Source organism: Mycobacterium haemophilum DSM 44634 (assembly GCF_000340435.2).
In the GTDB taxonomy this organism is placed as follows: Bacteria; Actinomycetota; Actinomycetes; order Mycobacteriales; family Mycobacteriaceae; genus Mycobacterium; species Mycobacterium haemophilum.
Window position 1 is genome coordinate 4157059 of record NZ_CP011883.2, and the last position, 11713, is coordinate 4168771.

Sequence of the window (11713 nt, forward strand, 5' to 3'; positions counted from 1 at the left end):
ACTATGCTGCCGGTTCCTGCCCCTCCAACTCAACTGGGTCTGCCGATGCGCGCACGACAGGGCGATCTGGGCTTACCACCACCCAGCGATGTGCGGGCCGTTTGACCGGTTTGCGCTCGAACCCTTCAAAGACCCGGGCAACGGCGGCCACCGAGGCTGCAGCAAACAGATACGCAAACACCATCGCGACGGTGTTGTTGGCGATGCCCTGAGCATCCTTGGCCCAGCTGGTAACGATAGCGACGACCGAAATCGCGTAGCTGAAAACCCACACGATCCACCACACGACGATCGGCTTCTGGAGCCGCGGGTAGTGATTTTCCATCAGGGCCAGTTCGATGACGTACACCGGAGCCCACAGCAGATTGGCCAGCGGCAGCAGACACCCCGCCCGCAACTCCCAGGCAGAACGCTGTTCCGGTACGGCGTGATGTGCAGATGCGGCGGCCCGCCGCGCGATCAGCCACCGACTCAACACCACAACACACGCCAGCGCCGCGGCGATCGCGGCCAAACTGGCGGCCACCCCAAGCCAGCCCGCGGCGGCCGCCACCCAGGAGTTCAGCAACGTGTTCCGGTTGATGACCAGCAGCACATACCGCACGACGTACACCAATGCCGCAATGGCAAACACCAGCACACCCACGAACAGGGTAGTGCGCACCGTCGCTGACGACGGCCCCGGTTTCACGGGTGCTTGCACCGAGGTGGGGACCTGGTCGACGCGATCCGCGAGGCCCCAACGCGGCATCACGGCGTACCGCGGGGTCGGGCCGAAGTGCCGTTGCCGGCGTCGGTCCGGCGGTGCCGCGCCGGGGCGCACCGCTATCCACCGGAAGCCCGGCGGCAGGCGCGGCGCGGTGCGCTGCCACCCGGGAGCCCCCGGCGGATGACCTGCCGGCAGCCCACTTTGCGCACTCCACCGCGGCGCGGCCGCCGGCAGCTCCACCTGAGGCGCCATCAGGGCTCCACGACAACGAGGACACCATTCGCGTCGCCGTTCGCGAACGTTCCACCGAGTGCCGCACTGGGAGCACACCTGGATCACCGGACCAGCCTAATGGGAATCGATGCGGGCCACGCCCGTTGAGGAGCGCACGACCCACCCCAGCCTCAGTTGGCTACGGTCATCCACAGTTTCCACAGGCTATCCACAACGGGCCGCGCCACTAAACACGCTCTCACCGGCATGCTGCGCTTCAGCTGTGGATAACACGACCGTCGCGGGACCATGCCGATTAACAGCCCAGCCGATACTCGAGCGAAATGAAGCGAAATGACTTGCCGCCCTAACCGCCCGCCGACACTCCCCCGATGACCCGGCGATACGCCCAACACGGCACCATCGCATGGCCGCCGACCGCGCCGGGTCCACCGAGAATCCGCAGCTCAACTGCCTCGCGGTGGATGGATTTCCGGTCTGGTTTTTCAAGCCGCCCCGAAGGCATTATGATCGCGATCACCACAGTTGGTTGTGACTCATCTCACTGCGCAGCGGTGAGTGTGCTGGTGAAGGGCGCTTGATGGCCACATCTTCGTTCGGTCCGGGTTCGACGGCCCCGTCGAATTCGTATTCTGGCTCGCCTGCTTGGAACCACTCCTACAGCGTCGCCGCACTACGAGCCGGGCTCATTGCACTGGCACTGCTGGCGGTCCTCGCCCTCATCGTTTTGTCTTGAATTCGGCCCCACCCGGTATCCGAAGTATCTACCCATAGCGGTCGTTCTTGCGGCGCGCGCGGTCATGGAGCAGGGTTGACTACGCTAGGTCGCCGCGCGGCCCAACCGTGCGAGTGAGCGTCAGACGATCACCAACGATCATCACCAACGACCATCAAAGGAAGGAACGCCGTGGCTGAATACACCCTGCCCGATTTGGACTGGGACTACGCAGCGCTGGAACCACATATCTCTGGTCAGATCAATGAGATCCACCACACCAAGCACCACGCCGCCTACGTCAAAGGGGTCAACGACGCGCTTGCCAAACTTGACGAGGCACGCGCCAAAGACGATCACTCCGCGATCTTCCTGAACGAGAAGAACCTGGCCTTTCATCTGGGTGGCCACGTCAACCACTCCATTTGGTGGAAGAACCTCTCTCCCAACGGTGGCGACAAACCGACTGGCGAGCTAGCCGCGGCCATTGATGAGACGTTTGGGTCGTTCGACAAATTCCGCGCTCAATTCAGCGCAGCCGCCAATGGCCTGCAGGGGTCGGGTTGGGCGGTACTGGGCTACGACACGCTCGGCGGCAAGCTGCTGACGTTCCAGCTGTATGACCAACAGGCCAATGTCCCACTCGGCATCATTCCCCTGTTGCAGGTCGACATGTGGGAACACGCTTTCTACCTGCAGTACAAGAACGTCAAGGCGGATTACGTCAAGGCGTTCTGGAATGTCGTCAACTGGGCGGATGTGCAGTCGCGTTACGCGGCCGCAACGTCTAAGACACAGGGGTTGATATTCGGCTGACTCAATCTATCCGGGGCTTCACCCCAGCAGGGGCGTCGCGCGAACCGCGCGGCGCCCTTGCTTTTATCCACCGTTTAATTCGGATACTTGGTAAACGCGAGCACGGTGGCAGTGTCGAGTTGCACGCCGCCGAAACCGAAGGCATGCTGAATTACTCGAACCAGTGTGGTTACTCGGACGGAGGATTGAGAAGGTCCGGCGGAGGGCAAGATGGAAACAGGGTCAGATCTGCCTATAGGGGTTGCCCCCTTCCATTCGCGTGGTGCCCTGAAAGGGTTTGTGATCTCAGGGCGTTGGCCTGATTCGACGAAAGAGTGGGCGCAGCTGTTGATGGTCGCGGTACGGGTCGCGTCATTACCGGGACTGCTGTCCACCACAACTGTCTTTGGTGCCCGCGAAGAGTTGCCTGACGAACCCGAACCGGGCACCGTCGGCCTGGTGCTGGCCGAGGGCACAGTCTTTGGCGAATCAGCGATCCAGCCAGGATATTTCGCAGAGCACCAGCCGCCCGCATTGCTGATGCTGCATCCGCCCTCAGAAACGATGCCGTCATTGCCGGAATGCACGGGGGCAGCGTCGGGATGCGTACTGCTGCCGGGCTTGCCGTATCTGGGATTGGAGCACCGGGCGGCTTGGGTGGAGGCAGAAGCCGACGGCACCATCACCTCGATGGTGAGCCGCGTCGGCGTCGATCCGATCAGCCATCCCGACACCGCGATTCTGGCAATGTTGCTTGCCGCATAAGGAAATTCAAACGAAATGGTTCGGGCACCGAATCACGGAATACGGGTGCCCGAACTTCATCGCCTTGCTAGCGCCCACCGGATTTGGCCGCTAGCCTGAGGGCGTTAGCGAAGGGGAGTAGCCCCGAATCGTCGAGTCGACATACTGGCAGACAGCCCGGCCGGCGAACCGGTCAAATCCGGTGGGCGAGACCTTCGACCGATGTTCGATGACTGAATGGTTGTCGACGACGCGTCGAAAGGTCGTTTTCCATGCTCGCCGCCACGCTACTCAGTCTCGGGGTGGTCTTTCTTGCCGAACTCGGTGACAGATCTCAGCTGATCGCCCTGACCTACGCGCTGCGCTACCGATGGTGGGTGGTGTTGACCGGGGTGGCGATCGCCGCGTTCATGGTGCACGGGGTATCGGTGTCGATCGGCCATTTCCTGGGCGCAACGCTGCCGGCACGCCCGATGGCCTTTTTGTCTGCGGCCGCTTTCTTTGTTTTTGCGGTGTGGGCCTGGCGGGAGGGCGCAGCCAACCAAGGCGGCGTGTTGACTACCCGAGAACCGCGATTCGCGCTGCTCACCGTGGTGTCGTCATTCGTGCTCGCCGAGATGAGCGACAAGACGACGTTGGCGACGGTGACATTGGCCAGCGACCACAACTGGGCCGGCGTGTGGATCGGCACCACCGTAGGCATGGTTATGGCTGACGGCCTGGCGATCGGTGTGGGGATACTGCTGCACCAGCGGCTGCCCGAGCAGTTGCTGCACGTGCTGGCGAGCCTGCTGTTCCTATTGTTCGGCTTGTGGATGCTGCTGGACAGCGCGCTGGGATGGCGGCCGGTGGCGATCGGCGTGACCGCGGCGGTGGCGCTGGCGGCGGCAATTGTGGGGACGTCGCAAACTCTGCGTCGGCGCCGAACAAGGGCAGCAATCGCTGGGCGACCACGGGGCGCCATCAGCGATGCCGTCGGCACCCCAGCCAATCTCCCTGCCGCGTCTGACCGTCCCCGCCGGGAGTAACGCAGCGGTGGCCAGGTCTGCTAAGCCCATCTCCAGCCAGTTCGAAGCCGACTGGCTGAGGCCAGGCAGCAAAGGCAATTCTTAGCAAACTCTTGTTGGCTGTTGATTGCCGGGTGTCAAGTATATTCGCTCCCCACGGTCTGCCCGCAGCCCGCACCGATCAAGAGGGAGAGTAACTACCGCGCAAGTTCTCGAGGTCATTTCTGCGGATAACCTGTGAATTCTGTTCACCTTGTGGACATCTCAGCGTCTCAGTTGCATGCTCTGCAGGGGTTGTGTCGCTGCCCACTTGAAACACCATTATGGAATCCATTTAGGTTTGCACTTGGTTGGGAACAGAACTGTAGCTACCATGATCAGCAAATACTTATTGACGACCGGTCGTTCTTTCAGCTCGGTGGAGGTCATATCGATGAGCACGACATTCGCTGCCCGCCTAAACCGCCTGTTCGACACGGTGTATCCACCCGGGCGCGGGCCGCACACCTCCGCCGAGGTAATCGCGGCGCTCAAGGCGGAAGGCATCACCATGTCGGCTCCTTACCTGTCACAGCTACGCTCCGGCAACCGCACGAACCCGTCGTCAGCAACGATGGCCGCCCTGGCCAACTTCTTCCGCATCAAATCGGCCTATTTCACCGACGACGAGTACTACGAAAAACTCGACCAAGAATTGGCGTGGCTGACCACCATGCGCGACGAAGGCGTGCGCCGGATCGCGATGCGGACCGTCGGGTTGTCCGCTCAAGCCCAGCAGGACATCGTGGATCGGGTCGACGAGCTACGGCGCGCCGAGCATCTTGACGTTTAGGTCAGCTGAGCGGACGGCGCGGCGCTCACCCCCGGGAGCTCACCGACCGGGCTGTCGTTGCGTGCTGTCCTGCGTTCCAGCGCGACCTGGCGATCTGCCGTCGGCTCATTCCGATTAGGGTTGGCTGACCGCTCGCGCACACGCACAGCGATAGTCCACGAGATACCGAGAGGCGGTGCGGGAATGGGCCTGTTCCGCAAGCGAAAGAGTCGCGCGACGCGTCGCGCCGAAGCCCGTGCGATCAAGGCCCGCGCCAAACTTGAGGCCCGGCTGGCCGCCAAAAACGAGGCTCGCCGTCTGAGGAACGCCCAGCGCGCTACCGACAAGGCCCTCAAGGCCCAACTGAAAGCCCAGCGGGACAGCGACCGCGCGGCGCTAAAAGTCGCCGAGACAGAGCTCAAGGCCGCCAAGGAGGGCACGTTGCTATCGCCGACTCGAATCCGCCGGGTGCTGACGGTGTCTCGGCTGCTGGCCCCGATCCTGACGCCGTTGATATACCGCGCAGCCATGGCCGCCCGCGCGCTGATCGACCAGCGTCGGGCGGATCAGCTCGGCATTCCGCTAGCTCAGATCGGCCAGTTCTCCGGACCCGGCGCGCGGCTGTCGGCGCGCATCGCCGGGTCCGAGCAATCGTTGCTGGTGGTGCAAGAGAAAAAACCGAAAGACGCCGAGACCAAGCAGTTCGTCTCCGCGATCACCGAACGGCTCACTGATCTTTCGGCGGCTGTCGCCGCCGCGGAGAATATGCCGGCCACGCGTCGCCGGGCGGCGCACTCCGCGATCTCATCGCAACTCGACGGCATCGAGGCGGACCTGATGGCACGGCTGGGGTTGACCTGACCGCGGCCACAGCTGACCGCCGGTCCATAACGCGCTCGACCCGGGAAGCAGCGACCTGACATGTCCCCCTTGGTACGTATCACGACGTGGGTCGGCCTGTTGCTGGCCGCCCTGGCGTTGACCACGTCCCTGATTGCCCAGATGACGGTCGTCAGGCCCGATGGCAACGTGCGGTCTACCGGCGAGCCGACCGTGCCGGGCGTGGTCACCAGCGTCAGTGTGCGACCGCAGGGGCCGACCAGCAGTTGCCCGGCGCACTACCGGGTGAGATCCGCCGATGGCCCGGTGGTTTCCGGGTCGTGGTCATTTCGACGGACGACACCCGGCACCGGCACACCCGGACCCACAGCCGCGGCAACCGATGCTGGCAGCGATATCCCGGACTGGGTGTTTGGGGTGGTGACCGTGGCGCTCGTCGCTGCAGGGGCACTGTGGGCGGTGCGGCGCAGGCCGTGACGGGCCTGATAGCCGATACGCCCGAGCATTTGCTGGCATGATGGGACCCGAGCATTCTGCGACCTTGATATGTGACGAGAAAGCTGTAGAGGAGCGGCCGCATGGCAGACCCGCAAGATCCACCTAACAGCGAACCCGACGGAACGTCGACACCGCCGGCCAAGAAAGCACCCGCCAAGGCCGCTAAACCGCCTGCCCAAAAGGCACCCGCGAAAAAAGCGCCGGCCAAAAAGGCACCCGCCAAAAAAGCGCCACCTAAAGGCCCTGGCCCCACGCCACCGCAGGCGGCCGACCAGCCGCTCGGTCTGCAACAGCGGATCGAAACCAACGGGCAACTTGATGCTGCTAAGAACGCTGCGGCACAAGCGAAGTCAGCCGTAGAGGGCGCCAGCAACCCAGTCGCCAACGGCGCCGAGAGGCCGGAAGCGAGCAATTCGCCGGTGCCCCTGGTGATCGCGCTGGCGCTCTGCCTGCTGGCCCTGCTGCTGATCCGCCAACTGCGACGTCGCTGACCGCTACCACAGACCAGCATGTCAGAAGTGACCGTGTCATTTCGGCCAACCGCCGACCTCGTCGACAGCATCGGGGCCGACGTGCGCAGCTGCGACCTTCAGTTCCGCCAGTTCGGCGGCCGCTCGGAGTTCGCCGGCCCGATCAGTACCGTCCGTTGTTTCCAGGACAATGCGTTACTCAAATCGGTGCTCTCCCAGCCGGGTGCGGGCGGGGTGCTGGTGATCGACGGCGCTGGTTCCCTGCACACCGCCTTGGTCGGTGACGTGATCGCCGAATTGGCCCGCTCCAACGGTTGGGCCGGCCTGGTCGTCAATGGCGCGGTGCGAGACGCGGCCACGCTGCGCGGCATCGACATCGGCATCAAAGCGCTGGGCACCAACCCTCGCAAGAGCACCAAGACCGGCGCCGGGGAACGCGACGTCGAAGTCAGCCTGGGTGGTGTGACGTTTGTGCCGGGAGAAGTCGCCTACAGCGACGACGACGGCATTGTCGTCGTCTAGCTGTAGTGACCCCGCTCCGCTACTACGGCTGGATGGTGGCGACCCGCTTCATCCGGCTCCACCGCACTCGCGATCGCCACTACACCACATGGTGGCGACCCGCTTCATCCGGCTCCACCGCACTCGCGATCGCCACTACACCGCAACGGGGGCAGGCTTTTTCGTGAACCGGAGACCTTCGTCGGCGATCTTGCCGCGCCGGATCAGGCGGATGTCACGCAGGTAGTTCTGGTTTAACCGCCACGGCGTGCGGGAGCCTTGCTTGGGCAACTCGTCGAGTGAGCGCAGCACGTAACCGGGAGTGAAATCCATGAACGGCCGCTCTTCGACGTCGGAACCCGGATGCTCGACCACCACGGTGTCAAAACCGTTGGCGTCCATGTAATTTAACAGCCGACAGACGAATTCCGACACCAGGTCTGCCTTCAGCGTCCACGACGCATTGGTGTATCCCACCGTATAAGCCATATTGGGCAAGCCCGACAGCATCATGCCCTTGTACGCCATCGTCTTGGTGAGATCCACCGGCTGTCCGTCGACGGTTGCGGTTGCGCCACCAAACAGCTGCAGGTTCAATCCGGTTGCGGTGATGATGATGTCAGCCGGCAACTCGATCCCCGACTTGAGCCGGATGCCGGTCGGGGTAAACCGGTCAATGGTATCGGTGACCACATCGGCCTTCCCCTTGCGAATGGCTCGGAACAAGTCACCGTTAGGTACCAAGCACAGCCGCTGCTCCCACGGGTTGTAGTGCGGACCGAAGTGCTTCTGCACGTCATAGCCCTCGGGAAGCTGGCGCGCCACGTAGCCCAACAGGATGTTTCGCATCCGCTGCGGCCATTTCTGACAGGCCCCGTACAGCGCCGATTGCCGCAGGATGTTCTTCCAGCGGGCCGCGGTGTACGCGTACTGGTCGGGTAGCCACCGATTGAGCCTGGCGGCAATCTTGTCTTTGGCCGGTTGAGAGACGATGTAGGTGGGTGAGCGCTGCAGCATTGTGACGTGCTTAGCGCCCGAATTCGCAAGCGCCGGAACCAAAGTGACTGCAGTGGCGCCGCTTCCGATCACGACGATGTTCTTGTCGGCGTAATCGAGATCCTCCGGCCAGTGCTGCGGATGGATGATCGGGCCAGTGAAGTCCTCCGAGCCACGGAAGGTCGGCGCATAGCCCTGCTCGTAGTTGTAGTAACCGCTGCACAAAAACAGGAATGAACAGGAGATCGTGCTTGGCGTGCCGTTGCTTTCAACCTGCACGGTCCAGCGGTTCTCCACGCTCGACCAGTCGGCGCTGGTGACTTTGTGGTTAAGCCGGATGTGCTGGTCGATGCCGTGCATGGCCGCGGTGCTCTTGACGTATTCGAGGATGGGCTTGCCGTCGGCAATCGCTTGGCACTCAGTCCAGGGGCGAAAGCGGAAACCCAGCGTGTACATGTCGGAGTCGGAACGAATGCCGGGGTACCGAAACAAGTCCCAGGTGCCGCCCATGGCGTCGCGCTTTTCCAGGATGGCATAGCTCTTGGTCGGACACCGATCCTGCAGGTGCCAGGCCGCGCTCACGCCGGAGATACCGGCGCCCACGATGACGACATCCAGGTACTCGATCTCAGTCATGACAGCCAGGCTATCAACGCTGCGTCGAAGTCGTCAACATTACGTCGAGATTCTCGACTTAGAGTAAGCTACCTGTCGTGACCACATCCACTGCCGGCCAGACTTCGCAGAGCCGGGGTCGGCGCAGCACACGCCCGTCCGGCGACGACCGTGAACTGGCGATCCTCGCCACCGCTGAGCAACTTCTCAAGGACCGACCGCTGACCGACATCTCGGTCGATGATTTGGCCAAAGGCGCCGGGATCTCGCGGCCGACGTTCTACTTCTATTTCGCTTCCAAGGAAGCTGTGCTGCTGACACTGCTGGACCGGGTGTTCAACGAGGCGGACGCTGCCCTCGAAACCCTCATCGAGAATCCAGATGCCGAACGCGACAATAGGTGGCGCACCGGGATCAACGTGTTCTTCGAAACCTTCGGGTCCCACAAGGCAGTGACCCGCGCGGGCCAAGTCGCCAGAGACAATGCCGAGGTCCGGGAATTGTGGTCGACGTTCATGCAGAAATGGATCGCCTACACCGCCGCCGTGATCGAGGCCGAACGCGAACGCGGCGCGGCGCCAGACACCCTGCCCGCCACGGAATTGGCCACCGCGCTCAACCTGATGAACGAGCGGGCGCTGTTTGCCTCGTTCACCGCCGAACAGCCTTACGTCCCGGAGTCCCGGGTGCTCGACACCCTGGTGCACATCTGGGTCTGCAGTATCTACGGCGAAGCCCGCTAGCAGCCATCCGTCACACCACGATAGCCGGCTGGCCTCGGGTGACTTTCTCGAGATGCCGCATCTACCCGACTGATCCCGTCCACTCCAGCAGCCGCTCAGCCGGCCAGGTGTTGACGATCCGGTCGGCGGGAACGCCCATATCCACCGCGCGCTGGGCGCCATAACCAAGGAAATCCAGCTGTCCGGGCGCGTGCGCATCAGTATCGATGCTGAACACGCATCCGATGTCCAGCGCCAACTTCAGCAGCCGGGTGGGCGGGTCGCGACGCTCGGGACGGGAGTTGATTTCCACCGCGGTGCCGTGATCACGGCATGCGGTGAATACCGCCTCGGCGTCGAACTTCGATTCGGGCCGGATACCGCGGTCACCAGCGACCAGTCGGCCGGTGCAGTGTCCCAGCACGTCGACGTGGCCGTTGCAGACGGCGCGCACCATGCGGCGGGTCATCGAGGCCGATTCCATGGACAGCTTCGAATGCACGCTGGCCACCACGACATCGAGGCGCTCCAGCAGCTCAGGTTCCTGGTCTAGGCTGCCGTCGTCGAGGATGTCGACCTCGATGCCGGCGAGAATCTGCATCGGCGCGAACTTGTCACGCAGACCGTCGATTACGTCGAGCTGTCTACGCAACCGCTCCGCCGACAACCCGTTGGCGACGGTGAGCCGCGGCGAGTGGTCGGTCAACGCACAGTACTCATGGCCCAGCGCTGACGCGGTGGCCAACATCTCCTCGATCGGTGCCGACCCGTCCGACCAGTTCGAATGCAGATGCAAATCCCCACGCAACGCAACCCGGATATCACCACCACCGAGGTCGTCTGCAGTAGAACGCAATTCGATCAAAAGGTCGGGTTCGCGGCCGGCCCAGGCTTGGGCGATGACCTTCGCGGTCTTGGGTCCGATGCCCGGCAGCGTCTGCCAGCTGTTGGCCTGGCCGTGACGCTCGCGTGCGGCGTCGTCAAGGCGCTCGACGATGTCGGCGGCGTTGCGATAGGCCATCACGCGTCTGGGGTCGTGGCGGCTCCGGTCCTTGTAGTAGGCAATCTGCCGCAGTGCGATTACCGGATCCATAACATCAGTGTGCCGTCCAATACGCGATGTCGACGACTACCGTCGGACACATGCGCTTCGCCTTTAAGACCTCGCCGCAACACACCACCTGGGCCCAGATGCTGGCCGTCTGGCGGGCAGCAGACGACATCGAAGTATTCGAGTCCGGGTGGACCTTCGACCACTTCTATCCGATCTTCACCGACAGCGATGGGCCGTGCCTGGAGGGCTGGACCACGCTGACCGCGCTCGCGCAGGCCACCACTCGGCTGCGCCTGGGCACACTGGTCACTGGAATTCATTACCGCCACCCCGCAGTGCTGGCCAATATGGCCGCCGCGCTAGACGTCATTTCCAACGGACGACTCGAGCTGGGGATCGGCGCCGGCTGGAACGAACAGGAATCCGACGCATACGGCATCGAGTTGGGCACCATCAAGGACCGCTTCGACCGGTTCGAGGAAGCTTGCCAGGTATTGACCAGCCTGCTGAGCCAAGAAGAAACCAACTTCGACGGCAAGTACTACCAGCTCAACGCGGCCCGCAACGAGCCCAAAGGCCCGCAGCGCCCGCACCCACCAATCTGCATCGGCGGCAGCGGAGAGAAACGCACCTTGCGGATCACCGCGCGCTATGCCCAGCACTGGAACTTTGTCGGCGGCCCACCCGAGGTGTTCGCGCACAAGCGAGACGTACTGGCCGCCCACTGCGCAGACATCGGACGTGACCCGAAAGAGATCACGTTGTCAGCCCACCTTCGACTGGAACCAGAACGCAACTACGGGCAGATCGTCGAGAGCGCGGCCGCGCTGGCGGCCGAAGGTCTGGACCTCGGCATCGTCTACATCGCCCCGCCGCACGACCCCGCCATCTTGGAACCGCTGGCAGAGGCGATCCGCGATTCGGGGCTGTGGCGACCCGCACCGTAGTCGCCCATAGCGATGCGATCCGCGGTGGTATCGCCCAGATAACAACTCGATAAAG

Annotated in this window: 13 protein-coding genes; 10 read left to right on the forward strand and 3 right to left on the reverse strand. The window is 63.2% G+C overall.

Annotation, left to right across the window (positions count from 1 at the left end; genetic code table 11):
- Position 1 precedes the first annotated feature (1 nt).
- On the reverse strand, positions 2-1048 hold the full coding sequence (locus tag B586_RS19335) for a DUF4328 domain-containing protein (protein WP_054879088.1): 1047 nt from the start codon (positions 1046-1048) through the stop codon (positions 2-4).
- An 802-nt stretch (positions 1049-1850) separates the two neighbouring features.
- Between B586_RS19335 and B586_RS19340 the strand changes: the two genes are divergently transcribed.
- The 8 genes from B586_RS19340 (at position 1851) to rraA (ending at position 7345) form a co-directional block, all read left to right on the forward strand.
- Positions 1851-2474, forward strand: coding sequence for a superoxide dismutase (locus B586_RS19340; protein ID WP_047314768.1), 624 nt, complete (start codon positions 1851-1853; stop codon positions 2472-2474).
- Between the two features lie 210 nt (positions 2475-2684).
- Positions 2685-3218, forward strand: coding sequence for a hypothetical protein (locus B586_RS19345; RefSeq protein ID WP_047316832.1), 534 nt, complete (start codon positions 2685-2687; stop codon positions 3216-3218).
- 251 nt (positions 3219-3469) lie between these two features.
- Entirely contained in the window at positions 3470-4225 is a 756-nt protein-coding gene (locus B586_RS19350) for a TMEM165/GDT1 family protein (protein WP_054879087.1), read from the forward strand.
- Between the two features lie 412 nt (positions 4226-4637).
- Positions 4638-5036 (forward strand): secretion protein EspR, encoded by a 399-nt coding sequence (locus B586_RS19355; RefSeq protein ID WP_047316842.1) that lies wholly within the window; start codon positions 4638-4640, stop codon positions 5034-5036.
- A 183-nt stretch (positions 5037-5219) separates the two neighbouring features.
- A complete protein-coding gene (locus B586_RS19360; RefSeq protein WP_047316834.1) occupies positions 5220-5876 on the forward strand; it encodes a DUF6474 family protein in 657 nt (218 codons plus the stop codon).
- A gap of 60 nt (positions 5877-5936) precedes the next feature.
- Positions 5937-6332 carry a hypothetical protein gene (locus B586_RS22345; RefSeq protein ID WP_052915754.1) on the forward strand — a complete coding sequence of 132 codons (396 nt, stop codon included), beginning with the start codon at positions 5937-5939 and terminating at the stop codon, positions 6330-6332.
- A gap of 101 nt (positions 6333-6433) precedes the next feature.
- Positions 6434-6844, forward strand: a complete 411-nt coding sequence (locus B586_RS22495) for an Rv3852 family protein (RefSeq protein ID WP_047316835.1) — start codon at positions 6434-6436, stop codon at positions 6842-6844.
- Between the two features lie 27 nt (positions 6845-6871).
- A complete protein-coding gene (gene rraA / locus B586_RS19375; protein ID WP_054880802.1) occupies positions 6872-7345 on the forward strand; it encodes a ribonuclease E activity regulator RraA in 474 nt (157 codons plus the stop codon).
- A gap of 135 nt (positions 7346-7480) precedes the next feature.
- Here rraA and B586_RS19380 read toward each other — a convergent pair whose 3' ends face one another.
- A complete protein-coding gene (locus tag B586_RS19380) occupies positions 7481-8956 on the reverse strand; it encodes a flavin-containing monooxygenase (RefSeq protein WP_054879086.1) in 1476 nt (491 codons plus the stop codon).
- A 77-nt stretch (positions 8957-9033) separates the two neighbouring features.
- Between B586_RS19380 and B586_RS19385 the strand changes: the two genes are divergently transcribed.
- The gene (locus B586_RS19385) at positions 9034-9678 is read left to right on the forward strand and encodes a TetR/AcrR family transcriptional regulator (RefSeq protein ID WP_047316837.1); all 645 of its coding nucleotides are present in this window, start codon (positions 9034-9036) and stop codon (positions 9676-9678) included.
- Between the two features lie 61 nt (positions 9679-9739).
- Here the strand turns inward: B586_RS19385 and B586_RS19390 are convergent, their stop codons facing one another.
- Positions 9740-10750, reverse strand: coding sequence for a PHP domain-containing protein (locus B586_RS19390; protein ID WP_054879085.1), 1011 nt, complete (start codon positions 10748-10750; stop codon positions 9740-9742).
- 50 nt (positions 10751-10800) lie between these two features.
- Here B586_RS19390 and B586_RS19395 point away from each other — a divergent pair, with 50 nt between their 5' ends.
- Positions 10801-11658 (forward strand): LLM class F420-dependent oxidoreductase, encoded by an 858-nt coding sequence (locus tag B586_RS19395; protein ID WP_054879084.1) that lies wholly within the window; start codon positions 10801-10803, stop codon positions 11656-11658.
- Positions 11659-11713: the final 55 nt, after the last annotated feature.

Coding starts and splice junctions, on each gene's coding strand:
- B586_RS19345 (WP_047316832.1), top strand. CDS start 2,685: ATGGAAACAGGGTCAGATCTGCCTATAGGGGTTGCCCCCTTCCATTCG.
- B586_RS19350 (WP_054879087.1), top strand. CDS start 3,470: ATGCTCGCCGCCACGCTACTCAGTCTCGGGGTGGTCTTTCTTGCCGAA.
- B586_RS19355 (WP_047316842.1), top strand. CDS start 4,638: ATGAGCACGACATTCGCTGCCCGCCTAAACCGCCTGTTCGACACGGTG.
- B586_RS19360 (WP_047316834.1), top strand. CDS start 5,220: ATGGGCCTGTTCCGCAAGCGAAAGAGTCGCGCGACGCGTCGCGCCGAA.
- B586_RS22345 (WP_052915754.1), top strand. CDS start 5,937: ATGTCCCCCTTGGTACGTATCACGACGTGGGTCGGCCTGTTGCTGGCC.
- B586_RS22495 (WP_047316835.1), top strand. CDS start 6,434: ATGGCAGACCCGCAAGATCCACCTAACAGCGAACCCGACGGAACGTCG.
- B586_RS19380 (WP_054879086.1), bottom strand. CDS start 8,956: ATGACTGAGATCGAGTACCTGGATGTCGTCATCGTGGGCGCCGGTATC.
- B586_RS19390 (WP_054879085.1), bottom strand. CDS start 10,750: ATGGATCCGGTAATCGCACTGCGGCAGATTGCCTACTACAAGGACCGG.
- B586_RS19395 (WP_054879084.1), top strand. CDS start 10,801: ATGCGCTTCGCCTTTAAGACCTCGCCGCAACACACCACCTGGGCCCAG.